The sequence below is a fragment of the Streptomyces sp. NPDC007189 genome (genome assembly GCF_040703635.1).
Taxonomy (GTDB): Bacteria; Actinomycetota; Actinomycetes; order Streptomycetales; family Streptomycetaceae; genus Streptomyces.
Map to the genome: position 1 here is coordinate 43,193 of NZ_JBEYEY010000021.1, position 25,759 is coordinate 68,951.

27 protein-coding genes are annotated in these 25,759 nt (G+C 71.6%); 16 read left to right on the forward strand and 11 right to left on the reverse strand.

What is annotated here, in order from left to right; all coding sequences use genetic code 11:
• Positions 1–17: 17 nt before the first annotated feature.
• Together AB0950_RS33490 and AB0950_RS33495 are read right to left on the reverse strand one after the other, a co-directional pair.
• Positions 18–356 carry a YnfA family protein gene (locus AB0950_RS33490; RefSeq protein ID WP_360159350.1) on the reverse strand — a complete coding sequence of 113 codons (339 nt, stop codon included), beginning with the start codon at positions 354–356 and terminating at the stop codon, positions 18–20.
• A gap of 29 nt (positions 357–385) precedes the next feature.
• Positions 386–790, reverse strand: coding sequence for a helix-turn-helix domain-containing protein (locus AB0950_RS33495; RefSeq protein WP_360159353.1), 405 nt, complete (start codon positions 788–790; stop codon positions 386–388).
• A gap of 135 nt (positions 791–925) precedes the next feature.
• Between AB0950_RS33495 and AB0950_RS33500 the strand changes: the two genes are divergently transcribed.
• The 5 genes from AB0950_RS33500 (at position 926) to AB0950_RS33520 (ending at position 6,082) form a co-directional block, all read left to right on the forward strand.
• Positions 926–1,816 (forward strand): NADP-dependent oxidoreductase, encoded by an 891-nt coding sequence (locus AB0950_RS33500; protein WP_360159356.1) that lies wholly within the window; start codon positions 926–928, stop codon positions 1,814–1,816.
• A 78-nt stretch (positions 1,817–1,894) separates the two neighbouring features.
• Positions 1,895–3,013 (forward strand): LLM class flavin-dependent oxidoreductase, encoded by a 1,119-nt coding sequence (locus tag AB0950_RS33505; protein WP_366780110.1) that lies wholly within the window; start codon positions 1,895–1,897, stop codon positions 3,011–3,013.
• A 20-nt stretch (positions 3,014–3,033) separates the two neighbouring features.
• A complete protein-coding gene (locus tag AB0950_RS33510; protein ID WP_366780111.1) occupies positions 3,034–3,726 on the forward strand; it encodes a CE1759 family FMN reductase in 693 nt (230 codons plus the stop codon).
• A 163-nt stretch (positions 3,727–3,889) separates the two neighbouring features.
• Positions 3,890–4,627 (forward strand): response regulator transcription factor, encoded by a 738-nt coding sequence (locus AB0950_RS33515; RefSeq protein WP_360159365.1) that lies wholly within the window; start codon positions 3,890–3,892, stop codon positions 4,625–4,627.
• Entirely contained in the window at positions 4,628–6,082 is a 1,455-nt protein-coding gene (locus AB0950_RS33520) for a HAMP domain-containing sensor histidine kinase (RefSeq protein ID WP_360159368.1), read from the forward strand.
• Between the two features lie 285 nt (positions 6,083–6,367).
• Here AB0950_RS33520 and AB0950_RS33525 read toward each other — a convergent pair whose 3' ends face one another.
• Both AB0950_RS33525 and AB0950_RS33530 read right to left on the reverse strand, forming a co-directional pair.
• Entirely contained in the window at positions 6,368–8,197 is a 1,830-nt protein-coding gene (locus AB0950_RS33525; RefSeq protein ID WP_360159371.1) for a phosphatidylglycerol lysyltransferase domain-containing protein, read from the reverse strand.
• Positions 8,198–8,369: 172 nt separating this feature from the next.
• Positions 8,370–8,645, reverse strand: a complete 276-nt coding sequence (locus AB0950_RS33530) for a hypothetical protein (RefSeq protein ID WP_366780112.1) — start codon at positions 8,643–8,645, stop codon at positions 8,370–8,372.
• Between the two features lie 89 nt (positions 8,646–8,734).
• Between AB0950_RS33530 and AB0950_RS33535 the strand changes: the two genes are divergently transcribed.
• Positions 8,735–9,565 (forward strand): M55 family metallopeptidase, encoded by an 831-nt coding sequence (locus AB0950_RS33535; RefSeq protein ID WP_366780113.1) that lies wholly within the window; start codon positions 8,735–8,737, stop codon positions 9,563–9,565.
• Positions 9,566–9,626: 61 nt separating this feature from the next.
• Here AB0950_RS33535 and AB0950_RS33540 read toward each other — a convergent pair whose 3' ends face one another.
• A complete protein-coding gene (locus tag AB0950_RS33540) occupies positions 9,627–10,241 on the reverse strand; it encodes a TetR/AcrR family transcriptional regulator C-terminal domain-containing protein (RefSeq protein WP_360159379.1) in 615 nt (204 codons plus the stop codon).
• Positions 10,242–10,404: 163 nt separating this feature from the next.
• Between AB0950_RS33540 and AB0950_RS33545 the strand changes: the two genes are divergently transcribed.
• A complete protein-coding gene (locus AB0950_RS33545; protein ID WP_360159382.1) occupies positions 10,405–11,004 on the forward strand; it encodes a peroxiredoxin-like family protein in 600 nt (199 codons plus the stop codon).
• A 130-nt stretch (positions 11,005–11,134) separates the two neighbouring features.
• Here AB0950_RS33545 and AB0950_RS33550 read toward each other — a convergent pair whose 3' ends face one another.
• The 3 genes from AB0950_RS33550 to AB0950_RS33560 form a co-directional block, all read right to left on the reverse strand.
• Positions 11,135–12,328, reverse strand: a complete 1,194-nt coding sequence (locus tag AB0950_RS33550) for an SPFH domain-containing protein (protein ID WP_360159385.1) — start codon at positions 12,326–12,328, stop codon at positions 11,135–11,137.
• Between the two features lie 10 nt (positions 12,329–12,338).
• Positions 12,339–12,590, reverse strand: coding sequence for a hypothetical protein (locus AB0950_RS33555; protein ID WP_360159388.1), 252 nt, complete (start codon positions 12,588–12,590; stop codon positions 12,339–12,341).
• A gap of 420 nt (positions 12,591–13,010) precedes the next feature.
• Positions 13,011–13,274: a hypothetical protein gene (locus tag AB0950_RS33560; protein ID WP_366780114.1), complete on the reverse strand. Its 264-nt coding sequence runs from the start codon at positions 13,272–13,274 to the stop codon at positions 13,011–13,013.
• 10 nt (positions 13,275–13,284) lie between these two features.
• Here AB0950_RS33560 and AB0950_RS33565 point away from each other — a divergent pair, with 10 nt between their 5' ends.
• Positions 13,285–13,833, forward strand: coding sequence for a carbonic anhydrase (locus AB0950_RS33565; protein WP_366780115.1), 549 nt, complete (start codon positions 13,285–13,287; stop codon positions 13,831–13,833).
• A 75-nt stretch (positions 13,834–13,908) separates the two neighbouring features.
• Here the strand turns inward: AB0950_RS33565 and AB0950_RS33570 are convergent, their stop codons facing one another.
• Positions 13,909–14,346 carry a hypothetical protein gene (locus tag AB0950_RS33570; RefSeq protein ID WP_020941521.1) on the reverse strand — a complete coding sequence of 146 codons (438 nt, stop codon included), beginning with the start codon at positions 14,344–14,346 and terminating at the stop codon, positions 13,909–13,911.
• A gap of 617 nt (positions 14,347–14,963) precedes the next feature.
• Here AB0950_RS33570 and hemL point away from each other — a divergent pair.
• The 8 genes from hemL (at position 14,964) to AB0950_RS33610 (ending at position 23,195) form a co-directional block, all read left to right on the forward strand.
• A complete protein-coding gene (gene hemL / locus AB0950_RS33575) occupies positions 14,964–16,280 on the forward strand; it encodes a glutamate-1-semialdehyde 2,1-aminomutase (protein ID WP_360159610.1) in 1,317 nt (438 codons plus the stop codon).
• Between the two features lie 44 nt (positions 16,281–16,324).
• Complete coding sequence (locus AB0950_RS33580; RefSeq protein ID WP_360575273.1) at positions 16,325–16,984, forward strand: histidine phosphatase family protein; 660 nt, start codon at positions 16,325–16,327, stop codon at positions 16,982–16,984.
• A 148-nt stretch (positions 16,985–17,132) separates the two neighbouring features.
• A complete protein-coding gene (locus AB0950_RS33585; RefSeq protein ID WP_366780116.1) occupies positions 17,133–18,398 on the forward strand; it encodes a hypothetical protein in 1,266 nt (421 codons plus the stop codon).
• Between the two features lie 113 nt (positions 18,399–18,511).
• Positions 18,512–19,102: a TlpA disulfide reductase family protein gene (locus AB0950_RS33590; protein WP_366780117.1), complete on the forward strand. Its 591-nt coding sequence runs from the start codon at positions 18,512–18,514 to the stop codon at positions 19,100–19,102.
• A gap of 1 nt (position 19,103) precedes the next feature.
• A complete protein-coding gene (locus AB0950_RS33595; protein ID WP_360159400.1) occupies positions 19,104–19,874 on the forward strand; it encodes a cytochrome c biogenesis protein CcdA in 771 nt (256 codons plus the stop codon).
• A 3-nt stretch (positions 19,875–19,877) separates the two neighbouring features.
• Positions 19,878–21,602 (forward strand): cytochrome c biogenesis protein ResB, encoded by a 1,725-nt coding sequence (locus AB0950_RS33600; RefSeq protein ID WP_360159403.1) that lies wholly within the window; start codon positions 19,878–19,880, stop codon positions 21,600–21,602.
• Entirely contained in the window at positions 21,599–22,681 is a 1,083-nt protein-coding gene (ccsB, locus tag AB0950_RS33605) for a c-type cytochrome biogenesis protein CcsB (RefSeq protein ID WP_360159406.1), read from the forward strand. Before AB0950_RS33600 ends, ccsB begins: the two co-directional genes overlap by 4 nt.
• 25 nt (positions 22,682–22,706) lie before the next feature.
• Entirely contained in the window at positions 22,707–23,195 is a 489-nt protein-coding gene (locus tag AB0950_RS33610) for a hypothetical protein (RefSeq protein ID WP_360159409.1), read from the forward strand.
• Positions 23,196–23,210: 15 nt separating this feature from the next.
• Here the strand turns inward: AB0950_RS33610 and AB0950_RS33615 are convergent, their stop codons facing one another.
• Together AB0950_RS33615 and AB0950_RS33620 are read right to left on the reverse strand one after the other, a co-directional pair.
• A complete protein-coding gene (locus tag AB0950_RS33615) occupies positions 23,211–24,617 on the reverse strand; it encodes a condensation domain-containing protein (RefSeq protein WP_366780118.1) in 1,407 nt (468 codons plus the stop codon).
• A gap of 158 nt (positions 24,618–24,775) precedes the next feature.
• Complete coding sequence (locus AB0950_RS33620; RefSeq protein WP_366780119.1) at positions 24,776–25,741, reverse strand: 2-oxoglutarate and iron-dependent oxygenase domain-containing protein; 966 nt, start codon at positions 25,739–25,741, stop codon at positions 24,776–24,778.
• Positions 25,742–25,759: the final 18 nt, after the last annotated feature.

A 25,759-nucleotide genomic window follows, 5' to 3' on the forward strand; every position in this document is an offset into this window, starting at 1 on the left:
TCCAGCGTAAGTGAGGCTCAGGAGCCGTTCCGCGGGGCCCACATGATCACGGCCATCCCGACGAGGCAGATCAGCGCCCCGGTGACGTCCCAGCGGTCGGGTCGGTAGCCGTCGGCGAGCGCGCCCCACAGCAGTGAGCCGGCGACGAAGACGCCGCCGTACGCGGCCAGGATGCGGCCGAAGTGGGCGTCCGGCTGGAAGGTGGCGACGAAGCCGTACGCGCCGAGGGCCAGGACCCCGCCGGTCATCCACAGCCAGCCGCGGTGCTCGCGCACGCCCTGCCAGACCAGCCAGGCGCCGCCGATCTCGAAGACGGCGGCGAGGACGAACAGGGCGGCGGAGCGGAGGATCGACATGGGCCGCAGCTTGGCACGGGGCCGGCGTCTCAGTTCGGGTTCTGCGCGTCGTAGTGCTCGCGGGCCGTTCGTACGTCCTCGAAGTGGGTCTCGGCCCAGTCCTTCACGGCGGTCAGCAGCCCGGCGAGGCTGGCGCCGAGTGGGGTGAGGGCGTAGTCGACCCGGACGGGGACGGCGGGGGTGACGGTGCGGCTGATGATGCCGTCGCGTTCCAGGCTGCGCAGGGTCTGGGTGAGCATCTTGGGGCTGACGCCGGCGATCGTGCGGCTGAGGTCGCTGTAGCGCCGGGTGCCGCCGGAGAGGGCGGCGATGACCAGGCTGACCCATTTGTCGCTGAGCCGGCCGAGGAGCTGGTGGGAGGGGCACTCGCGGAGGAAGGCGTCGTAGTCGGCGCGGGCCTGTTCGCGGCGCTGGGCCGCTGTCATGGTCGCCATGGGTTCTTCCCTCCGGGGCAGCTAGGCACTCTGAGGTAACTACTTACCGATCGATAGTAGCTCTCCTACGGTTGGCGGTGCGGCCGGAACGCGGTCGCGGAGTCGTCAATCACCTGGAAAACAGGGAGAGTTGTCATGCGTGCTGCTGTGGTGCGGTCGTTCGGTGGGCCGGAGCAGGTCGAGGTCGCGGACGTCGCGGTGCCGGAGCCGGGGCCGGGGCAGGTGCGGATCAAGGTGGCCGCGGGTGCGCTGAACCCGGTGGACGCGGCCGTGCGCGCCGGTGCCTTCGGCGGGGCCGGGAAGACTCTGGGGCTCGGCTGGGACGTGGCCGGCACGGTGGACGCGGTGGGGGTGGCCGCCGCCTGGGAGGCAGGTGATCCGGTGGTGGCGCTGACGCCGAGCGTGGGTGTGCCGCTGGGGGCCCATGCCGAGTACGTCGTCGTGGCGGCGGACGCCGTGGCCGCGGCGCCCGCCTCGGTGGACGCCGTGCACGCGGGCACCCTGCCGCTGAACGGGCTGACCGCGGCGCAGGCCCTGGATCTGCTGGATCTGGCGGCGGGCGACCGGCTGCTGGTGACGGGCGCCGCGGGGGCGGTCGGCGGGTTCGCGGTGCAGCTGGCCGCGCACCGGGGGATCGAGGTGACCGGGCATGCCCGTGCGGGCGACGAGGAGCTGGTGCGCTCGCTGGGCGCCGCGCGCTTCACGGCGGACGGGGTGGAGCCGGGGAGCGTGGACGGGGTGCTGGACGCGGCCGTGCTCGGGGGGCCGGCACTTGCGTGGGTCCGGGAGGGGGGCGCATTCGTCGCGGTCCGGGACGGGGCGCTGCCCGAGGCCGAGCGGGGGGTGCGGACGGCGAACGTGTGGGTGCGGCCCGACGGCGCGCGGCTCGCGGAGCTGGTCCGGCTGGTGGACGAGGGCGTGCTGACGCTGCGGGTGGCGGAGACGTACGCGCTTCAGGAGGCGGCCAAGGCGCATGCGCGGCTCGCGGAGGGCGGGTTGCGGGGGCGGCTGGTGATCGTGCCCTGAGCGGTCCGGAATATCCGGGGGTGGGGGACTGTTCGGCGGGTATAGTTGAACAGTCAACAACCTGGAGGGTGAGCGGCCATGCAGTTCGGGATCTTCACGGTCGGCGACGTCACGCCGGACCCCACCACGGGGCGTACGCCGACCGAGCGCGAGCGGATCAAGGCCATGGTCGCCATCGCGCTCCACGCCGAGGAGGCGGGCCTCGACGTCTTCGCCACCGGCGAGCACCACAACCCGCCGTTCGTGCCGTCGTCCCCGACGACCATGCTCGGCTACGTGGCGGCCCGGACCAGGAAGCTCATCCTGTCCACCTCCACCACCCTGATCACCACCAACGACCCGGTGAAGATCGCCGAGGACTACGCGATGCTCCAGCACCTGGCCGACGGGCGCGTCGACCTGATGATGGGCCGAGGCAACACCGGGCCGGTCTACCCCTGGTTCGGCCAGGACATCCGGCAGGGCATCAACCTCGCCATCGAGAACTACGCCCTGCTGCGCCGGCTGTGGCGCGAGGACGTCGTGGACTGGGAGGGGAAGTTCCGCACCCCGCTGCAGGGCTTCACCTCCACCCCGCGCCCGCTGGACGGCGTACCGCCGTTCGTCTGGCACGGCTCCATCCGCTCCCCGGAGATCGCCGAGCAGGCCGCCTACTACGGCGACGGCTTCTTCCACAACAGCATCTTCTGGCCGGCCGACCACACCAAGCGGATGGTCGAGCTGTACCGGACCCGGTACGCCCACTACGGCCACGGCACGCCCGAGCAGGCGATCGTCGGCCTCGGCGGCCAGGTGTTCATGCGCCGGAAGTCGCAGGACGCGGTGCGCGAGTTCCGGCCGTACTTCGACAACGCGCCGGTGTACGGCCACGGGCCCTCCCTGGAGGACTTCACCGCCCAGACCCCGCTGACCGTCGGCACCCCCGAGCAGGTCGTCGAGAAGACGCTGTCCTTCCGCGAGTACGCCGGCGACTACCAGCGCCAGCTGTTCCTGGTGGACCACGCCGGGCTGCCGCTGAAGACCGTGCTGGAGCAGATCGACATGCTCGGCGAGGAGGTCGTGCCCGTGCTCCGCAAGGAGTTCGCCGACGGCCGTCCCGCCGACGTGCCCGAGGCGCCGACCCACGCCTCGCTGCTCGCCGCCGCGCGGAAGGAGGCCGTCGAGAAGGGCGGCGCCGAGAAGGAAGCGGTCGTATGAAGCGGGAAGGGAGCCGTCGTATGAAGCTCGTCGTCGTCTCGGCGGGGCTGAGCGTGCCCTCGTCCACCCGGCTGCTCGGCGACCGGCTGGCCGCCGCGGTGGCACGGCGGGCCGAGGCGGACGTGGAGGTGATCGAGCTGCGCGACCTCGCCGTGGAGATCGCGCACGCCTTCACCAACGCATTCGCCGGGAAGGCGCTCGCCGCCGCGCAGGACGCGGTGGCGGCGGCCGACGGACTGATCGTCGTGACCCCGGTGTTCTCCGCCTCGTACAGCGGACTGTTCAAGTCGTTCTTCGACGTCCTCGACAAGGACGCGCTGACGGGCACGCCGGTGCTGATCGCGGCCACCGGCGGCACGGCCCGGCACTCCCTGGTGCTGGAGCACGCCCTGCGGCCGCTGTTCGCCTACCTGCGGGCCGTGGTCGTGCCGACGGGGGTGTACGCCGCGTCGGAGGACTGGGGCGAGGAAGGACTCGCCGGGCGGATCGAGCGGGCGGCCGGGGAGCTGGCCGCACTGATGGCCGGGCTGTCGGCGGCCGGGGTGGGTGCCTCCGGCGGCCTGGCGGCCGGTGCCGCGGTTGCGTTGGAGGCCGGTGCCTCCGGCGGGCTCCCGGCCGGCGCCTCGGGCGCGTTCGGAGCGGGCGCTCCCGGCGGCTTCGACGTCGTGCCCTTCGAGGAGCAGCTGGCCAGACTCGCCGCGTCCGGCGGTTGAGCGGGCCCGGGGCGTCGCCACCGGTGGCCGGGCGCGGTGACGGTGAGAAGACGGTAGATCCGGGGGCCGGGTTGCCCGTGTGACGGTGAGAGGCGGGTAAAAAGGGTGATCGTACGTCCACTCGCCCCGACCGAACCGTCGAACACCTTGGCAGACTGGGTGCGTGCCCCAGACTGTGCTGCTCGCTGAAGACGACCGTGCCATCCGCCACGCCCTCGAGCGTGCCCTGACCCTGGAAGGGTACGAGGTGACGGCGGTGGCCGACGGCGTCGAGGCGCTGGCGCAGGCCCACAAGACGCCGCCGGACGTCCTCGTGCTCGACGTGATGATGCCGGGGATCGACGGCCTCCAGGTCTGCCGCGTGCTGCGCGCCGAGGGCGACCGCACCCCGATCCTGATGCTGACCGCGCTCGTGGAGACCGCCGACCGGATCGCTGGTCTCGACGCCGGCGCCGACGACTACGTGGTCAAGCCGTTCGACGTCGAGGAGGTCTTCGCCCGGCTGCGCGCCCTGCTCCGCCGTACCAGCCCGGTGCCGGCCGGCACGGGCGCGGGCGCCGGCGGCGCGGAGAACGGCGGCCGGGAGGTCCAGCTCTCCGACCGGCAGGTGGAGGCCGCCGGCATCCGCATGGACCTGCAGGCCCGCCGGGCCTGGCGGGGCGAGCGCGAGCTGGAGCTGACCCGCACCGAGTTCGAGCTGCTGGAGCTGCTCGTGCGCAACGCGGGCATCGTGCTCGACCACTCCACGATCTACGACCGCATCTGGGGCTACGACTTCGGGCCCGGCTCGAAGAACCTCGCCGTCTACGTCGGCTACCTGCGCCGCAAGCTGGACGAGCCCGGCGCCCCCCAGCTGATCCACACCGTGCGGGGCGTGGGTTACGTGCTGCGGGAGGACTAGGTGGGCCGCCTGCGGCGGCTGCTGGCCCGGCGCCGGCCCAAGCTGGTCTCCCTGCGCACCACCTTCGCCGTCTCCTTCGCGGCCGTCACCGCCGCCGTCACGATCCTCGTCGGCATCCTGTCGTACGGCAGCGCGGCGCGGCTGGTCCGCGTCGACCAGCAGTCGGTGTTCACGCAGGTCGTGCAGGACGTCCAGGGCGAGGTACGGCAGCACGAGATGGTCCCGGAGGACTTCTCCTCCTCCCGTCCCGGGCACGACCTGGTCCGGCCGGCCCGCACCGATGTCCAGGTGCTGGGCGCGCAGGGCCAGATCGTGGACCACGGCAACCCGTCCCTGCCCGTCACCTCCCGCGACAAGGCCATGGCGCTCGCGACGACGGCCGGGAAGGTCGTCGAGCACAAGGACGTACGGGTCGACGAGGACCTGTTCCGCATCGCCACCGTCTCGCTCGGCGACGGGCGGGGCGCGGTCCAGGTGGCGCAGGAGTTCAGCGACACCGAGGACCTGCTGCGGACGCTGCAGCAGCGCACGCTGATCCTGATGGCGGCGGTCGTGGTGGCGGCCGGTCTGTTCGGCTGGTGGCTGGCCCGCCGGATCACCCGGCGCCTGGTGATCCTCACCACCGCCGCGGAGGACGTGGCCCGCACCCGGCAACTGGGCATCGACGTGCCGGTGGCCGGCCTGGACGAGGTGGGCCGGCTCGGCCGCGCCTTCGACCGCATGCTGGGCCGGCTCGCCCAGTCCGAGGAGGACCAGCGCCGCCTGGTGCAGGACGCCGGGCACGAGCTGCGCACCCCGCTGACGTCCCTGCGCACCAACATCTCGCTGCTGCGCCGTATCGACGAACTGCCTCCCGCCACCCGGGAGGAACTGGTCGCCGACCTCACCCAGGAGGCGCGGGAGCTGACCGACCTGGTCAACGAGCTGGTCGACCTCGCGGCGGGGCAGTCCGACACCGAGCCGCCGCAGCGGGTGGACATCGCCGACATCGCCGAGGACGTCGTGGGGCTCGCCAAACGGCGCACCGGACGCGAGATCGTGCTGCGCGCGAGCGGCGACACGACGACCGACGGGCGGCCCGCGATGCTCCAGCGGGCCATCTCGAACCTGGTGGAGAACGCGGCCAAGTTCGACCGGGACAAGAAGGCGCCGATCGAGGTCGACATCACCGGGCCGGCCCGGCAGGGGACGGTACGGGTGGAGGTGCTCGACCGGGGGCCGGGTATCGCCGAGGGCGACCTCATGCGCATCTTCGACCGCTTCTACCGGGCCGCCGACGCGCGCTCCCTGCCCGGCTCCGGGCTCGGGCTCTCCATCGTCCGCGAGGTCGCCATGGCACACGGCGGGGCGCCCTTCGCCTTCCAGCGGGAGGGCGGCGGAGCGGTGATCGGCTTCACCGTGGGTGGCGGCCTCGCGAGGAGTTCCGGCAGCGGGCACGGGGGCGGCGGGGGCTGAGCGGCTTCGGGTGCCGCGTGGGTTCTGGGTGGCGGGGGTCGATCGCCGCGTAGGAGTGGATCGGGATGCGTGAAGTGCCGTTCTGCGGCGCCGCGTTCGGCTGAGTGCGGCTGTTGCCGTGTTCCGTGGGGTGTTCCGGGAGCCCGTCGTGGGGTGATGATCGGGGCGGGACGTGGAGAGCAGGCAGTCCTGAACCGTGGTGCGGGTGACCAGGGCGCTGATCCGGACGGCACTCCGGACGGCCGGCGTGAAGTGACCGGCTCACGGCGGCGGGCGCACAGCGCTTCAGGACTGCCGGCTCCCCACCCCCGGCAAGGTCAGGAAGCCCTCCGCGCGGGCGCTGGCCAGGCCGATTCTCGGGATGTCGCTGCTCTTGGCGAAGAGCAGGAAGCGTGGCTCCCAGACCGGGCGGTACTTGGCGTTGGCGCGGTAGAGGGACTCGATCTGCCACCAGCGTGAGAAGAAGGTGAGGGTCGAGCGCCACAGCCGCAGGACCGGGCCGGCGCCGAGCCGGGCGCCGCGTTCGAAGACCGAGCGGAACATCGCGAAGTTCAGCGACACCCGCTCGACGCCCAACTCCTTACCGTGCAGCAGGAGTTCCACGACCATGTACTCCATCAGGCCGTTCTCGCAGTCGCGGTCCCGGCGCATCAGGTCCAGGGACAGGCCGTGCTCGCCCCACGGGACGAAGCTGAGCAGGGCGCGCGGCTCGTCGTTCGCGTCCCGGCACTCCAGCATCACGCAGCGGTCGTCCGAGGGGTCGCCGAGCCGGCCGAGGGCCATGGAGAAGCCGCGCTCGGTGGCGCCGTCGCGCCAGCGGTCGGCGCACTCGATCAGCCGGGCCATCTCGTCGGCGGGGATGTCCTCGTGGCGGCGGATGCGGACGGTGTAGCCGGCCCGCTTGACCCGGTTGTGGGCCTGCCGGACCACGCGCATGGCACGGCCCTCCAGGCTGAAGTCGGCGATGTCGACGATGGCCTCGTCGCCGAGTTCGAGGGCGTCCAGGCCGTGCCGGGCGTAGATGGTGCCGGCCTCCTCGCTCGCGCCCATGACGGCCGGGGTCCAGGCGTGCCGGCGGGCCTCGGTGAGCCAGGCGTCGATGGCGCCGGGCCAGGCCTCGGGGTCGCCGATGGGGTCGCCGGAGGCGAGGGAGACGGCGCCGACGACGCGGTAGGTGACGGCGGCCTTGCCGGTGGGGGAGAAGATGGCGGCCTTGTCGCGGCGCAGCGCGAAGTAGCCGAGGGAGTCCCGGGCGCCGTGCTTGTCCAGCAGGGCCCGCAGCCGGGCCTCGTCCTCCTCGGTGAGCAGTGTGCGGCCGCGCGGGGAGCGGAAGCAGGCGTACAGGACCAGGCAGAAGGCGGCGGCGAGCAGGACGTTGATGACGATGTCCACCCAGCGGGGGGCGTGCACGGAGTCGACGCGGTCGGCGAGCGGGCCGACGCTGATGCCACGCAGCAGGGAGTAGGCCAGCTCCTCGAGCAGGGGCGCGTGCGGCACCTTGTTGGTGGCGTGCACGAGCAGCGTGCCGAGGCCGCCGGTCACCACGACGCCGCCGACGCCGACGGCGAGCGCGAGCCTGGGGTTGGAGGGGTCGCCGATGGCGTTGAACTCGCGGCGGCCGATCAGCAGCGCGGCCACGAACAGGCCGGTGAGGGCGGTGGAGACCCAGTTGAAGGCGTGGTCGCGGTAGGGGTGCTGGGTGAGCGCGAGGACGTAGAGCACGAACAGGGGACCGGCGAGCAGCAGGTTGACCACCCACGCGGCCCGCTTGCCGCGCCGCATCACCAGCGCCAGGAAGAGGGCCGCCGCGGCCGAGGCGAGACCGGCGGTGGCCAGGTACGGCGTGAAGAACTGGCCGGCGTGGTGGGTGTGGGCGTGCACGTGGCGGGCGGTGAAGAGCTTGCCGTCGTTGTGTTCCTGCACCTCTTTGCGGAACGGCAGCGACATGACCGCGACGATGTTGAAGACGGCGATCAGCCGCAGGTACCACACGGTGGCCGAGGCCGCCCGGGCACGCACGCGGGGGCTGGGCAGGGGCAGCTGCGGCAGGCGGCGCGGGCCGCGCTGTGCGGGGACCTGGGGTGTGGTCAGGGTCGTCGGCTGCTGAGCGGGCATGGTGACTGGTCACCTTGACAGGGAGGGGGACGGTGCGGCCCCGGTCGGGGCCCTCTTGACCCTACAGTTTGTAGGGTAGTGGGCTGGGACGCGCTTCGGGAGAGGAGCGTACCGGCATCCGCCCTTACCCAGTCCTTCCCGTGCCCCGCCTCTTACCTGGCCTTGTACGGCCTTACCCGGCCTTTTCCCGCGTGCGCCGGGCCGCCGCCAGAAGCCAGCCGAGGTTCCCTACCGCCGCGCCGGCCGCGACCGCGGCGACGATCACCCCGCCGGTCGCGAGGCCGTCGCTGAACAGATGCGGGCGCCGGTCCAGGCTGTGCAGCCCGAACCCGCACAGCTCGTACACGCCGACGGCGGCGACGAGGAGGCTGACGGCCAGCACGGCCAGCGTCGGCGCCAGGGTGCGCGCACAGACCTCGCCGCGGGCCTCCGTTTCCGTGTCCTGCATGGGTCCCCCGATGAACAGACGAATGAACGGCCTCGCGGCAGCCGGTGGTTGGGAACCTACAATACGTAGGGTCGGTTAGGGTCGACGGCGTGCGTATCTACATCAGCGTGGACATGGAGGGCGTCACCGGTCTCGTGGACGCCGACGACGTCCAGCCGGTCGGCCGGGACTACGAGCGCGGCCGCTCCATGATGGCCGAGGACGTGAACGCGGCGGTGCGCGGCGCGCTGGCGGCCGGCGCGGGCGACATCCTCGTCAACGACGCGCACGGCCCGATGCGCAACCTGCTGCCCGAGGCGCTGCACCCGGCCGCCCGGCTGGTGCGCGGCAAGCCCAAGCAGATGGGCATGCTGGAGGGCCTGACGGGCGAGTACGACGCCGCGCTGTGCGTCGGCTACCACTCCCGGGCCGGCGCGCCGGGCGTGCTCAGCCACAGCTTCATGGGCCACGAGATCGAGGACATGTGGCTGGACGGCCGGCCGGTCGGCGAGATCGGGCTCGCCCACGCCACGGCGGCGGCCCTGGGGGTGCCGGTGGTGGCCCTCACGGGTGACGACGTGGCGTGCGCGGAGATGACGGCGTGGGACGCGTCCGTCGTCACGGTGCCCGTGAAGTACGCCCACGACCGGTTCGCGGCCGAGCTGCGTCCGCCGGCGGAGGCGTGGAAGGCCGTCGAGGAGGGAGTCGCGGCGGCCCTGACCCCGGCCCCGCCCCGCCCCGCGCCCGCCACCGCCGAGGCCACCCTCACCGTCCGCTGGCAGTCCGCCTCCGTCGCCGCGACCCTCCTCGGCATACCGGGCGTGGTGTCCGAGGACAGCCGCACGATCCGCGCTACCGGACAACTCCCCGCCCTATACCGGCAGTTCGGGGTATGGATGCGGGTGGCCGCCTCACTGACCGGGCAGGCGCCGTACTGCTAGGGGTAGACCGGGCCTGACGCATCTGCTCCAGCCGGACTGACCGCCGTACGAGCGCGGCGGCTCAGGCGTCCAGCCCTCGCAGCAACACTGCCAGCCCGCCGAAGAACTCCCGTTCCGCGTCCACGCCTTGGGCGGACCGTGCCGTTTCCGCCATCAGCGGGAACTCCTCCGGCGCCAGCGCCGAGATGGCAGCCGTGCCCGGGCCCGACAGGGCGCCGAGGTGGGCCAGTTGCAGGGCGCCGTTGACATAGGCGATCAGGGCGCGCAGGGCGACCACCCGGCGCTCGCCCGCGAAACCCGCGTCCGTGAGGATGCCGAGCACCGTCTCCGACCAGCGCAGCACGGCGCGGGAGTGGTGCCGGTGGGCGACCGACAGCGGGGTCACCGAGGGGTGCGCGCTCAGGGTGTCCCGCATGCGCCGCACCATGATCTCGACCCGCTCGCGCCACGGCAGGTCCGCCGCCGGCGCCCCGGTGTCGACCGCGCCGAGCACGGACTCCACGACCAGCAGTTCCAGTTCCTCGCGGTCGGCCACGTACCGGTAGAGCGCCATCGTGCTCATGCCCAGCTCCTTGGCGACCGTCCGCATGGACAGTCCGGCCAGTCCGTCACGGTCCAGGACGGAGAGCGCGGCCGAGGCGAGCCGGTCGGGGGTGAGGGAGCGGGGACGGGGCATGGCTTGACAGCGTACGGCATACGCCTACGCTCTTAGGTGTACGACGTACGCCTACGTCCGTGCCCCGCAAGGGAGGCAGATGCCGATGTCCGACTCCACGTCCGGGAAACCGGGGAAGGCCGGGAATCCCGGGAATCCCGGCACCGGGGAAACCGGGAAAGCCGTGAACGCCGGGAAATCCGGAAGACTCCTGAGCCCCGGCTCACCGCTCGCTCCGCGCACCCTCACCCCGGTATCCGGCCCGCCGCTCGCCGTGCCCGACCCCGACCGGCTGGTCCATCTGCAGTTCCGCCGGTTCGCCGGCTGCCCGGTGTGCAACCTGCATCTGCGGTCCTTCGTGCGGCGGCACGCGGAGATCGAGGCGGCCGGCGTCCGCGAGGTCGTCGTCTTCCACTCGCCCGCCGAGGAACTGCGGCAGCACACCGCCGACCTGCCCTTCGCCGTCGTGGCCGACCCGGACAAGCGGCTCTACACCGAGTTCGGCGTCGAGTCCGCACCCCGGGCGCTGCTCGACCCGCGGGTGTGGGGGCCGATCGTACGGGCGGTGCTGCGCAGCTCCTGGGCGATCCTGCGCGGGCGCGAGCGGCCACCGGCGTCCCGCCAGCAGGGCGGCCGCCTCGGCCTCCCCGCCGACTTCCTGATCGCCGCCGACGGCACCGTGCTCGCCGCGAAGTACGGCGCGCACGCGTACGACCAGTGGGAGGTCGCGGAACTGCTGGAACGGGCCGACGCGGTACGCCGGACAGGCACCGCCCGCACCTGACGCCCGGCCCGGCGCCCCAAACACCGTCAGGTCCGTGTTGTTTTCTCACCGAACTCGAACGGCCCGGCCCCGGCCGGCGTTTCACCGCCGCCGGGGCCGGACGACCGTACGAGCCAGCCGTGCGGAGGAACTAGTCGACGTCCACCGGGCCGTCGTCCGACCGGCGGTCCTTGCTGCCCGAGTGGAGCTGGAGCAGGCCGTTGGTGTCGGACCTGCCGCCCTGGTCGCCCTGGTTGGCCTTGTCCTGGCCGCCCAGGTTCTGGCGGACCGAGTCGAGGATCGTCAGGCCCTGCGACACCAGGCCGGCGGCGATCTCGCCGAGGCCGTCCGCGCCGTTCAGGACGTTGACGTTGGCGCCCGCCAGGCCGCCCGCGGCCTCCTTCACGATCTGCGGGAGCTGGTCGATGAGCATCCGGTCCAGCGCGACCCGGTCGTACGAGGCCGCGGCCTCCGCCTGGATCTTCATGCGCTGGGCCTCGGCGGCGGCCAGGATCCGCACCCGCTCGGCCTCCGCCTCGGCCGGCTTGACGACCTCGGCCACCAGCTGCTGCTGGCGCAACTTCGCCTGCCGCTGGGCCAGTTCGGTCTGCGCGGCCAGCACCTCCTGCTGGGCGTGCGCCTGCGCCAGCGGTCCGGCCTGCGCGGCCTGCGCCTGGGCGCGGTCCACCTCCGCCGAGTACTCGGCCTTCACGATCGCGGTCTGCCGGGCGTACTCGGCCTGCTTGCGGGCCGCCGCCTGCTCCGCCTCGACCGCGGCCTGGGTGGCCTGGGCCTGGGCGATCTGGGCCTGCCGCTGGATGGCCGCCTTGTGCGGGGCGGACATCGCGGCGATGTAGCCGGTGTCGCCGTCGTCGATGGACTGGATCTGCAGCGAGTCGACGATCAGGCCGATCTTCGCCATCTCCACCTTCGAGGTGTCGAGCACCTCGGCGGCGAGCTTCTGCCGCTCGGTGACGATCTCCTCGACCGTCATCGAGCCGATGATCGCCCGCAGGTGACCGGCGAAGATCCGCCCCGTCAGCACCGACATCTGCTCCTGGTCGGACAGGAAGCGCTGACCGGCGTTGATGATGCTCTCGTCGTCGTTGCCGACCTTGAAGGCGATGACCGCGCGGACGTGCAGCGAGATGCCCTGCTTGGTCACGCAGGTCTCGGTGACCTCGGCCTCGCACATGGACAGCGTGAGGAACCGGACCTTGCGAAACACGGGGAGCACGAACTTTCCGTGCCCCGTCACCACTCGGAACGGCGCGCCCCCCAGTCCCCGCCGGCCCCCCGAGATCAACATCGCCTCGTCGGGAGCGGGAACGCGGTATCCGAACATGCTGTACTCCTCAGCTTGCGTCGGCGGCCTCTCCGCCGAGCGCGTCCAATGGATCCACCCACTCGATGACGCCGACCTCGCGGCATCCCCGTGATTCGATCACGAGGACCGTGGCGCCCGCGGGCAGGGGATCCTCGGACCACGCCAGGAACGTCTCGGAGCCGCCCCGCACTCGCACCAGGACCTCGCCGGGACCCGCGGCTCCCCGCGTTCCGATGAGCACCTTGCCCGTGCGGCCGACCACGGCCTCGTCCTGCGGCATCACCGGCCGTCCTCCTCGTCCTGGCCCTGAGATTCCGACGATAGACCCAGCACCGCCGGGACCCAATGGCGAGGAGTCCCCGAGGGGCCCGCGCTGATCGCGGCGGCGGCTGTTCCACTGCCCGCGCGGACCCTGGGCGTGACTTAGGGCCGCACTGCGGTGACTCTCCGCATCAACCCTGTGCCCAACAGGAGCAGAACGAGCTCCAGCCGAGGAAGGGAACCGAGCGAGCCGGCCCCCGCCCCCGCCACGGAGGCCGCGAACAGCGAGCCGTACACGGGGCATCAGATGCTCGAGCCGCCGTCCGCGCTCCTTTCTGCGGGCCGTCGGTGGCAAAGTCGCCCGCGCCTGCTTGTGTCTGCTGCCGGTTCCCCCACACCACGATGAACAATTGCCCTGGCCGAGGCGCAGGGACGTGTTTCAGCGGGACCGAGAGGAACCACCCATGGACAATGGCGGACGCCTGGAGCGCAGAGCCCTGCTTGCCGGCGGACTTGCGGGGGCCACGGTCGCGCTCGCGGGATGCTCGTCGACCAGCGCCGCCACGTCGGCGACCAGCGCCGCCACGTCGGCGACCAGCGCCGCCACGTCGGCGACCAGCGCCGCCACGTCGGCGACCAGCGCTCCGCCGGAACCGCGTCCGACCACGCCCGCCGCGGCGTTCGCGAGACTGATGGAAGGCAACAAGCGCTGGGTGAGCGGAGACCTTCACCACCCCGACCGGGATCCGGACCGGCGTCAGCTCGTGGCCCAGACGCAGCATCCCTTCGGGGCGATCCTCGCGTGCATCGACTCCCGAGTGCCGCCCGAACTCCTCTTCGACACAGGCCTGGGTGATCTGTACGTGATGCGCACGGGCGGGGAGGCGGTCGGCCCGGTGGTCACCGGTTCCGTCGAGTACGGGCCCATGACGAGTGGCACGCCCCTCATCGTGGTCCTCGGGCATCAGCGCTGCGGCGCCGTCGAGGCGGCGTACAAGTCCATTCGTGACGGCAAACCGCTGCCCGGCAACCTGCAGGCGATCGCCAAGGCTCTACGGCCGGCGTACGAGCAGGCAGTGAGGGAAGGCGGCGCCGACCCGGTCGAGACCATGGCCCGCGCCCAAGCCAGGCTGACCGCGACCGATCTGCGCTCCAACCAGGACCTCGCCCCCCTCGTGCACAAGGGCGCCCTTGCCGTGGTCGGCGCCTACTACTCGCTCGACACCGGCAAGGTCGAAGTCCTGACGGGCGCGCCCTCCTGAACCTGCCGGACGCCCTTGAGCTGCTGCAGCCCACGGGTTCCAGGGCTGCGGCAGAGGCCGTAGAACCAGCGGGGCTCAGGGCCAAACCAAGCAATAAGGCTGATGCCCCGCCTCATGCAACCGATGGCTGAAGTCCTGCCACTCGTGCAGCAGCTGGTACACGTTGAAGGCGTCCCGTGGGCCGCCGCGGTCCGGGACCGTGGACCAGATGAAGGCCGCCGCGCCGACCGCCTCCTCGCCGATGCCGCGCAGGGGGTCGACGACGGTCGTGGGGAGTTTGACGACCGCGTAGTCGGGGTGCAGGACGACCAGTTCCAGGGGCGGGACCTTGTGCAGGGGGACGCCCTGGATGCCGGTCAGCACCATGGCCGCCATGGTCTCCGGCTTGATCTTGGTGAACATGCCGTTCATGCCCAGCTCGTCGCCGCCGAGTTCCTCGGGGCGCATCGAGATGGGGACCCGTGCCGCGGTCGCGCCGTCCGGCGCGCCGAAGTATTTGTACGTCACCCCCACCCGACCACCATTCCTGCTCCCCGCCCTCAGGCGGTCGGCCCGGTGGTCGAGACGGCGGTCCGCCGGCCGGTCCAGCTGGCTCTCCAGCTGCCGGTCGGTCCGCCGGTCGTACCGCTCGGGCTCACCCGGTACACCCTGTGTATGACGTGCGTCGCTCTGCCGTGCCTCGGTCGTTTCCTCCGCGTCGCGCCGGTGCCTTCCCCGCCGGGCACGTCGAGGACCCAGGTCATCAGTCCCCTCGCCCAGTCCGCCACCGCGATGCATATCTCCACCCGACTGCTTTTCTAGGACGCGTGGCCCCCGCCGCGCAACCCGATCATCGTGTCAGTGACCTCCCCCACGGCCGCCCGCCGAAACGTGCGGTGGAACAACAGTCCACGGGTTTTCCCGGCCCCTGATCATTACGTGAGTTTGAGCTGTCTGTATCAGCTCTCAGTCTCGCAGATGGCGGATCGCGGCGCTGTGATCAGTCGCCCGGCCGGTGGCGCGGGGCAGGCCTGCCGTCCGCGGCTCGAGGCGGAGGCGCGCCGCGTTCGTGCCGGGCCGCGGCCTACCCTGAGGGGGTCACCACGCAACCGGAGTCAGAGAAGCCGGAGAAGCCGCACGTCATGAGTGCCCTGAGCGAAACGCCCTATCCCTACGATGCGCCCGCCTCCCAGGCGCTCTTCGACCGCGCCAGTGCCGTCACGCCCGGCGGGGTGAACTCCCCGGTGCGCGCCTTCCGCGCCGTCGGCGGCACGCCCCGCTTCATGGTGTCCGGCAAGGGCGCCTACCTCACCGACGCCGACGGGCGCGAGTACGTCGACCTCGTGTGCTCCTGGGGGCCGATGATCCTCGGGCACGCGCACCCCGAGGTCATCGCCGCCGTGCAGGAGGCCGTCGCCCGCGGTACGTCCTTCGGCACGCCCGGCGAGGGCGAGGTCGCGCTCGCCGAGGAGATCGTCGCCCGGGTGGAGCCCGTGGAGCAGGTGCGGCTCGTCAGCAGCGGCACCGAGGCGACCATGAGCGCCATCCGGCTCGCCCGCGGGTTCACCGGCCGGTCCAAGGTGATCAAGTTCGCCGGGTGCTACCACGGGCACGTGGACGCCCTGCTCGCCTCCGCCGGTTCCGGGGTCGCCACCTTCGCGCTGCCGGACACGCCCGGTGTCACCGGTGCGCAGGCCGGCGACACGATCGTGCTGCCGTACAACGACCTGGAGGCCGTGCAGGAGGCCTTCCACCGGCACCCCGGCGAGATCGCGTGCGTGATCACCGAGGCCTCGCCCGGCAACATGGGCGTCGTCCCGCCGGACCCCGGGTTCAACCAGGGGCTGAGGGACGCCTGCCGGAAGAACGGCGCCCTGTACATCTCCGACGAGGTGATGACCGGCTTCCGGACCAGCCGCGCCGGGTGGTACGGGATCGACGGGGTCAAGCCCGATCTGATGACGTTCGGGAAGGTGATGGGGGGCGGGTTCCCCGCCGCCGCCTTCGGGGGGCGGGCCGATGTCATGGCCCACCTCGCCCCCGCCGGGCCCGTGTACCAGGCCGGCACCCTCTCCGGTAATCCCGTCGCCACCGCCGCCGGGCTCGCCCAGCTGCGGCTGCTGGACGACGCCGCGTACGAGAAGGTGAACGCGGTGTCCGCGCAGCTCCAGGGCCTGGTCACCGAGGCGCTGAACAAGGAGGGCGTCGCGCACCGGCTGCAGAGCGCCTCCAACATGTTCTCGGTGTTCTTCACCGACCGGCAGGTGCGTGACTACGAGGACGCCAAGCGGCAGGAGTCGTTCCGCTTCACCGCGTTCTTCCACTCGCTGCTGTCGAACGGCGTCTATCTGCCGCCGTCGTCCTTCGAGTCCTGGTTCGTGTCCACGGCCCACGACGAGCGGGCCATCCAGAAGATCGCCGACGCCCTTCCGGCGGCGGCCCGGGCGGCTGCGGAGGCCACCGCGTGACCATCCCCACCCACAGCGAAAAAGACGTCACCGTCGTCCACGTCATGCGGCACGGCGAGGTCGAGAACCCGACCGGGATCCTGTACGGGCGGCTGCCCGGCTACCACCTCTCCGAGCTGGGGCGGCGGATGGCCGACCGGGTCGCCGAGCACCTCGCCTCGCGGGACGTGACGTACGTGTGCGCCTCGCCGCTGGAGCGGGCGCAGGAGACGGCCGCCCCGATCGCCAAGGCGCACGGCCTGGACCTGGACACCGACGAACGGCTCATCGAGGCCGACAACGTCTTCCAGGGCAAGACCTTCGGCGTCGGCGACGGCGCGCTGCAGCGGCCCGAGAACTGGAAGCACCTGGTCAACCCGTTCCGGCCGTCCTGGGGCGAGCCGTACGTCGACCAGGTCGTGCGGATGATGGGCGCGCTGAACGCGGCCAAGGACAAGGCGCGTGGGCACGAGGCGGTGCTGGTGAGCCATCAGCTGCCGATCTGGATCGTGCGGTCCTATGTGGAGCGGCGGCGGTTGTGGCACGATCCGCGCAAGCGGCAGTGCACGCTGGCCTCGCTGACGTCCTTCACGTTCCTGGGCGACCGGATCGTGTCGGTCGGGTACAGCGAGCCGGCCATCGATCTGGTCCCGGCCCATCTGCGGGCCGGCGCCAAGCCGCAGAAGGGCCAAGGCACCGCTCAGGGGAAGGCCTTCGGGGCCTGAGGCCCGTTTTCTGACGGTCCGTTTGGCCGGGCTTGGATCATTATTGCCGTAACTGTTGCGAAAAACATAAGAATTACCGGAACCTCTCCGATCGCTGTGCCCTCTCTGTGGGTGACCGACAGCAGGCGCGACGAATCGGGGACCTTCCATGCGCACCTCCCGCACCCTCTCCCGCAGGGGAATACTCGGCCTCGGCGCGGGCGCGGCGACCGCCGCGACCCTCGCCGGCTGCGGGAGTCAGAAGCCGTCCGGCAAGACCGGTGGCTCCGGCACATCCGGCGGCGGCCGGTCCGGGAAGGGCGGCGGCGCGACCGCCGCGCCGCAGGGCCGGCTCATCGGCGACGGCTCCACGTCCTTCACCGGCAAGCAGCCGCACCAGCCGGCCGCGCCCGAACCGCTGGAGCCCGGCCAGACGCCGCCGCAGTTCGTCGTCTTCTCCTGGGACGGCGCCGGCGAGGTCGGCAACGGGCTCTTCCCCCGCTTCCTGGACCTGGCCAAGGAGCACGGCGCGAGCATGACCTTCTTCCTCTCGGGGCTGTATCTGCTGCCCGAGTCGAAGAAGCGGATGTACCTGCCGCCCAACAACGCTCCCGGCGCCTCCGCCATCGGCTACCTCAGCGACCCGCACATCAAGTCCACGCTGGAGAACGTCCGCCGCGCCTGGCTCGAAGGCCACGAGATCGGCACCCACTTCAACGGCCACTTCTGCGGCGACGCCCGCACCTCGGTGAAGTGGTGGACCCCGCAGCAGTGGCGCAGCGAGATCGACCAGGCCAAGTCCTTCGTGAAGAACTGGAAGACCAACACGGGCCTCCACGACATGCCGCCCCTGCCGTTCGACTACGACAAGGAGCTGGTCGGCGGCCGTACGCCCTGTCTGCTCGGCCAGGACAATCTGCTGCCCACCGCCCGCGAGCTGGGCTGGCGCTACGACGCCTCCTCGCCGGGCGGCCTGCAGATGTGGCCGGTGAAGAAGCACGGGCTGTGGGACCTGCCGCTCCAGGAGGTCCCCTTCCCGGGCCGCACGTTCCAGGTCCTCTCGATGGACTACAACATGATGTTCAACCAGTCCCAGTACTCGACCAAGGCGCCCGCCTACCACTACCCGGCCTGGCGCGAGCAGGCGGCCGGTGCGTACATCGCGGGATTCAAGCGGGCCTACGAGACAAACCGGGCGCCGCTCTTCATCGGCAACCACTTCGAGCAGTGGAACGGCGGCATCTACATGGACGCCGTCGAGCAGGCCTTCAAGCGCATCGCCCGGGAGAAGGAGAAGGGCGCCGACGTCCGGCTGGTCTCCTTCCGGCAGTTCTGCGACTGGATGGACGTGCAGAAGCCCGAGGTGCTCGCCAAGCTGCGGACCCTGGCGCCGGGTCAGGCCCCGGCCGGCGGCTGGAAGACCTTCCTGGCGTAGGCGGCACCGGGCGGCCGCCGGAAATGTCCCGTGTAAATACGCCCTGAAATGCGGTTTTCCGCCCGGCAGGGGGGTGCCACAGATCGCCGGAGGGGACATGCGAAACTTTTCACATGAGTACCCGTAGCCGCGCCGTCCTGCTCAGCGCCGTGGCCGGCGCCCTGGCCCTGACCCTGTCCGCGTGCGGCAAGGGCGGCACCTCGGGCGGCGGCGGCAACACCAACTTCGTCACCGGCAACAACGGCATCGCCACCGTGCCGGCGGGCGAGCGCGCCGCGGCCCCGGACCTGTCCGGCAGGACCATCGACGGCAAGACCCTGGACATCGCCGACTACAAGGGCCAGGTCGTCGTCATCAACGTGTGGGGTTCCTGGTGCGGTCCGTGCCGGGAGGAGGCGCAGTACTTCTCCAAGGTCTCCCAGCAGTACCGGGGCAAGGGCGTGCAGTTCGTCGGCATCAACACCCGCGACACCAGCACCACTCCCGCGGTCGCCTTCGAGGAGGAGCACGGGATCAGCTACCCGAGCCTGTACGACCCCACGGGCAAGCTGATGCTCCGCTTCAAGAAGGGCACCCTCAACCCGCAGCTGATCCCCTCCACGCTCGTCATCGACAAGCACGGGAAGGTCGCCGCGCGGGCCCTGGAGGCGCTCGACGACACCTCCCTGCTGAAGATGCTCAAGCCGGTCCTCGCGGAGAAGTGACGTGAGCGCCCTGGTGACGCTGGCCGTGACGGGCCAGAACGAGACGGTCCTCAACGGCGCCCTGCTGATCGCCCTGCCGGTCGCGCTGCTCGGCGGGCTCGTCTCCTTCTTCTCGCCCTGCGTCCTGCCCCTGGTCCCCGGCTACCTCTCCTACGTCACCGGAGTCGCCGGCACCGACCTCGCCGAGGCCCGGCGGGGCCGGATGGTCGGCGGGGCCGCGCTGTTCGTGCTCGGCTTCAGCGCCGTGTTCGTCTCCGGCGGAGCGCTGTTCGGCTTCTTCGGCTCCACCCTGCGCGAGTACCAGGGCACGCTGTCCAGGGTGCTCGGCGTACTCATGATCATCATGGGTGTCTTCTTCATGGGGCTGATGCCCTGGCTCACCCAGCGCGAGTTCCGCTTCCACAAGCGGCCGGCCGCGGGCCTGATCGGCGCGCCGCTCCTCGGCGCGCTGTTCGGCATAGGCTGGACGCCCTGCATCGGCCCGACCCTCGCGTCCGTGAACCTCCTGTCCATGAACCAGTCGAGCGCCGGACGCGGCGCGCTGCTGATGATCGCCTACTGTGTGGGCCTCGGCGTGCCGTTCGTGCTCGCCGCGATCGCCTTCCGCAAGGCGCTCGGCGCCTTCGGCTGGGTCAAGCGCCACTATGTCTGGGTCATGCGCATCGGCGGCACGATGATGATCGTGACCGGCGTGCTGCTGCTGACCGGCGCCTGGGACAGTCTGGTGCAGCAGATGCAGACCTGGTCCGACGGCTTCACTGTGGGGATCTGATCGATGAGCACGACCGAAACCGACAACAGCCGGGACCCCGGCGGCCAGGACCAGGAGGACCTCGGCGCCGCCGGGTCCCAGCTGTCCACCGCCCCGCGCGAGGAACTCTCCGCCGCCCCCGGCCTCGGCGTGATCGGCTGGATCCGCTGGTTCTGGCGGCAGCTGACCTCGATGCGGGTGGCGCTGCTGCTGCTCCTGCTGCTCTCGCTCGCCGCGATCCCCGGCTCGCTCATCCCGCAGTCCGGTGCCGACCTCAACAAGGTCGACGACTTCCGCAAGGCCCACAAGACGCTCGCGCCGGTCTACGACAAGCTCGGCCTGTTCCACGTCTACAGCTCGGTGTGGTTCTCCGCGATCTACATCCTGCTGTTCGTCTCCCTCATCGGCTGCATCGTCCCGCGCACCTGGCAGTTCGTCGGCCAGCTGCGCGGCCGGCCGCCGGCCGCGCCCAGGCGCCTGACCCGGCTGCCCGCCTACACGACCTGGCGTACGACGGCCGGGCCCGAGCAGGTCCGCGAGGCCGCGCTCGCCCTGCTGAAGAGGCGCCGCTTCCGCGCCCATGTCGCCGGTGACGCCGTCGCCGCAGAGAAGGGCTATGTGCGCGAACTGGGCAACCTGGTCTTCCACATCGCCCTGATCGTGCTCCTGGTCGCCTTCGCCTGGGGCCAGATGTACAAGTCGGACGGCACCAAGCTGGTGGTCGAGGGCGACGGGTTCTCCAACGCCCTGTCGCAGTACGACGACTTCAAGTCCGGCAGCCTGTTCCAGAACGACGACCTCGTGCCGTTCAGCTTCGACCTGAAGAAGTTCACCGGCACCTACGAGGTCAACGGCCCGAACCGGGGCACGCCGCGCACCTACCAGGCGAAGATCGACTACAGCCAGGGCGCGTACGGCAAGCAGAAGACGACCACCATCAAGGTCAACTCCCCGCTGCACATCGGCGACGCCAAGGTCTACCTCGTCAGCCACGGCTACGCGCCGGTCATCACCGTCCGCGACGGCAAGGGCGACGTCGTCTACCACGACGCCGTACCGCTGCTGCCGCTCGACGGAAACGTCACCTCCAACGGCGTGGTCAAGGTGATGGACGGCTACAGGAACGCCCAGGGGCAGAAGGAACAGCTCGGCTTCCAGGCCTTCTTCGTGCCGACCTTCGACCCGAAGAGCGGCACGATGCTCTCCCAGTTCCCCGCGCTGGTGAACCCGCTGCTCGCGGTGAACGCCTACCACGGCGACCTGGGCGTGAACTCCGGCATCCCGCAGAGCGTGTACCAGCTGGACAAGACGCACATGAAGGCGTTCAAGGACGGCAAGGGCCAGCTGCTGAAGAAGCTGCTGCAGCCGGGCGACACGCTCACCCTGCCGAACGGCGCCGGGTCCCTCACCTTCGAGAAGGACATCAAGCAGTGGGCCGGCTTCGAGATCGTCCAGGAGCCGGGCAGCGGCTGGGCGCTCGGCGGCGCCCTCGCCGCGATCTTCGGTCTGGCCGCGTCCCTGTTCATCCAGCGCCGCCGGGTGTGGGTGCGCGCGGTGCGGGGCGCCGACGGCGTGACGGTCGTCGAGATGGCCGGCCTCGGCCGCAGCGAGTCCGCCAAGGTGCCCGAGGAACTGGGCGACCTCGCCGGAATCCTCTACGACCAGGCGCCGGGGCCCTCCGACCCCGACGACGAACCTTCCCCATCCCCCGACACCCCAGTCGCATCTGCCGAAGGGGCTGAGAAGTGACTCTCGCCGCCGCAACCAACGAACACCTGGCGAGCATCAGCAACACGCTGATCTACTCGTCGATGGCCGTCTACACCCTGGCCTTCTTCGCGTACATCGCCGAATGGCTCTTCGGCAGCCGCAGCAAGGTGGCCCGTACGGCCGCCGCGCTGACCGCCGAGGGCGCCGCGAAGGCGAGCGCGCCCGCCGTGACCGTGAAGCAGGCCGGCGGCACCGCCGTGCTGGAGCGGCCCAAGGTCGTGGTGCGGTCGGCCTCCGGCGCCCGTGACGTGCCGGACGGTCCCGGGGCGCACGGCGGGGACGCGCAGGGCGACCTGTACGGGCGCATCGCGGTCTCGCTCACCGTGCTCGCCTTCCTGGTGGAGCTGGCCGGCGTCGCCTCCCGCGCGGCCTCCGTGCAGCGGGCGCCGTGGGGCAACATGTACGAGTTCAACATCACCTTCTCCACCGTCGCCGTCGGCGTGTACCTCGCGCTGCTGGCGCTGAAGAAGAACGTGCGCTGGCTCGGGCTGTTCCTGATCACCACGGTCCTGCTCGACCTCGGCCTCGCCGTCACCGTCCTGTACACGGCGAGCGACCAGCTGGTCCCGGCGCTGCACTCGTACTGGCTGTACATCCACGTCTCCACCGCGATCTTCTGCGGCGCGGTGTTCTACGTCGGCGCGGTCGCCACGATCCTGTACCTGTTCAAGGACGCGTACGAGACCAAGCTGCAGACCGGCGGCAAGCCGGGCGCCTTCGCCACCTCGGTGCTGGAGCGGCTGCCCGCCTCCGCCTCGCTGGACAAGTTCGCCTACCGGGTCAACGCGGCCGTCTTCCCGCTGTGGACGTTCACGATCATCGCGGGCGCGATCTGGGCGGGCGACGCCTGGGGCCGCTACTGGAACTGGGACCCGAAGGAGACCTGGTCCTTCATCACCTGGGTCGCCTACGCCTGCTACCTGCACGCCCGCGCCACGGCCGGCTGGAAGGGCCGCAAGGCCGCCTACCTGGCGATGATCGCCTTCGGCTGCTGGCTGTTCAACTACTACGGCGTCAACATCTTCGTCACCGGCAAGCACTCCTACGCGGGCGTGTGACCGCCCGGTCGGTGACACTGGTGTCATGAGCGGTTCCATCGCACAGGGCACCAGTCAGACCCACGGGAACACGCACATACTCCACTTTCTCGTGCGGCTCCCGAGGCGCATGGAAGACGTCTGGCCGGCGGTGGCCACCCCCGAAGGGCTCGGGGCGTGGTGCACCGCCGCCGACGTTCTCGAGGCCCGCCTGGACGGCGCGGTCACCCTGCGGGACCTGGGCTCCGGCCGGGTCACCGCCTGGGACGTGGACCGGGTGGCGGAGTACACCGTCGAGCGCGGCGGCCGGATCCGGTTCCACCTGGAGCGGGGCGGGGACGCGGAGAGCGTCCTGCGGTTCACCCACGAGTTCCAGGGCGAGGGGTCGTCGGAGGCGGACTGGCGCCGGAGATTCGAACGACTGATCCAGGTTCTGGAGTCCCCGCAGGGCCTTCCGGTACGGCAGGCCCCGAAGCCCGCCGAGCCCCCGGAACCCGGCGAGCCGCTGGAGCCCCTGCCCGGGCAGTTCACCTAGCGCGGCGGCGCGCGGTCAGGACACCGCGGACAGGCCCGCGTGGGCCACCGAGGCGATCCGGTCGCGCAGCCGCTCGACGTACAGGCGCAGGTTCTTCGCCGCCACGTCCGTGTCCGGGTAGCGGCTGGCCAGCCACAGCCCCTCGTGCAGCCGGTTCACCCACACGCACACCTGGTCGCCGTACGACACCCGTAGCAGCGCGTGCGCCCGCTGTTCGGTCCAGCGGTCGGCGCCGGGCACCGCGCGGGTGTCGACGTAGGAGACGATCGAGTACAGGTCCGGCGAGACCGGCCGGAAGTCCTCGCCGAGCAGGCTCAGCACCCGGGCCAGCGGCATCCGGGCCAGCGACCGGTTGGCGTGCAGCTCGGTGCGCACCGCCCGCAGGGTGTCGGGGAAGGTCCCGGTACGGCCCACCGGGACCTCGATCGGGGCGCCGCCGACGTACCAGCCCACCGAGTCGCTCCACCGGGACGCCACCCGGGTGTGGAACGGCACCACCGTCCGGTACACCGGCTGCCCGCCCAGTTCGTGCACGATCAGCCCGGTCGCGGCCAGCAGCCCGACCATGCTGCCGCCGTACGGCCTGCAGTACGCCTCGAACGCCGCCGCCTGAGCCGCGTCCGCCAGCGGCTCGCACAGCATCCGCTGCCTCGGCAGCGGGCCGCCCGGCTCCAGGCCCAGGTCGACCGGGAAGCCGGGCAGCGTGCCGTCGCAGCGCCGGATGAAGGCGCGCCAGCGGGCGACGATCGCGTGCCGGGCGTCGATGCCGTCCGCGTCGGCCCGCTCCAGCCGGCAGAAGTCGACGTAACTGGCGGCCGGGGCGGGGGAGCGGGGGGCGGCGCCGGTCAGGCCGGCCGTGTACAGCTCGTGCACCTCGGCGGCGATCCGGGTCAGCGAGTAGGCGTCGACGTTGCTGTGGTCGAAGGCCATGTACACGCTGGCGCCGTCGTCCCGGAGGACCGCCGTGTAGATCAGGTTCGGCCAGCGCAGCGCGTCCGCGACGGCGTCGAAACGGTCCTGGAGGTGCCGGGCCAGCGCGTCCGCGTCGGGGAAGTCGCCCGCGTCCGCCCGGTGCAGGGACACGTCGGCGGCGTCCAGGGTGAACCGGCGCAGTTCGTCGCCGGCCCAGCGGAAGCCGCTGCGCAGCGTCTCGTGCCGTACGGTCCAGGCGCGCAGCGCCTCCTGGAGCACGTCGAGGTCGACCGGGCCCGGCAGGTCGAAGGCGGTGCCGAGCCAGGTCGGCACGAACAGCCCGTCGTCCCGGACGCACTTGGCGGTCCTGATGTGCGACTCCTGGATGTAGGCGGGCGGCCGGGCGTCCTCCGGGAGCGCCGTCGCCGCCGCCACGGTCGCCGGGCTCAGCGTCCACTCGACGAGCCGTCCCGGGCGGACCTCGCAGCGCTGGATGTCAGTGATTCGCACGCGTCTCCCATCGCAGAAGGGGGCCCCTGGATGCGGGCCCCCTTCAAGGCAATGCCGTGGGACGCGGCCGGGACATGCCCGCCGGGCCCATTTCCACGGAACGGGTGGCGGCCCGAACGCGGAAGTGAATAACGGACGGTGACCGGCGGGTGTGCGGTTCAGTGGACGGTGATCGAGTCGAGCTTCTCGCGCAGGTACACATGGGAGTCGACCGGCGGGTACGCCACCCGGCCCACCGGCGCGGGCACGGACTCCACGCGGGTGCCCGGATCGCACTCCCCGAAGTACACGAGCGACATCAGCTCCTCGGCGGGCGCGTCGGCCGGCGGCGGCAGCACCCGGTGCCGCCCGGACCGCCACCGGTCACCGGTCCAACGGGCCAGCAGGTCACCGATGTTGATGGTGAACGCGGCCGGATCGTACGGCGCGTCCTCCCAGCCGCCGGCGTCCGTGTAGACCTGGAGCCCGCCCTTGCCGGCCTGCCGGTCGAGGATGGTCACGGTCCCGAAGTCGGTGTGCGGCCCGATCCGGAACTGCCCCGGCAGCGGCTCGCCGACGACCTCGGTGCCCGGATACCAGTTGATGTTGAAGCCGTACGTGGGACGGTCCATGTGCCGGGAGAAGAAGTCCGGCCGGAGCCCCAGCGCGTAGCCCAGCAGCGACAGCAGCTCCTTCTCCAGGGCGGCCATGCGGGCCAGGTACGTCCGGCACAGCGTGCGCAGTTCGGGGACCTCGGCCGGCCACACGTTGGGCGCGTACCACTCGGCGTTCACCACGGGGTCGTCGAAGGGCTCGTCGGTCGCGAAGGTCAGCGACTCCTTCAGGTCGGGCGGCGTCTCGGTGCCCTCCGCGTAGCCGTTGGCCTCGGCGCCGGGCCCCAGCCAGCCGCGGCCGCCGACCTTCGCCTCGTACCGCCGCTTGGCCTCGACGGGCAGCAGGAAGAACTCCCGCGCCGCCCGCCGGATCCCCGCCCGCAGCTCCGGCTCCACCCCGTGCCCGGTGACCAGCAGGAACCCGGCGGTCTGCAGCGCGGAGTCGACGGTACGGGCGAGGGCGGCCCGGCTCTCCCCGTCGCCGTCCAGCCAGGGCCGCAGGTCGATGGTGGGAACACGCGCGTCGGTCACCTGTGTCCTCGCTCCGCG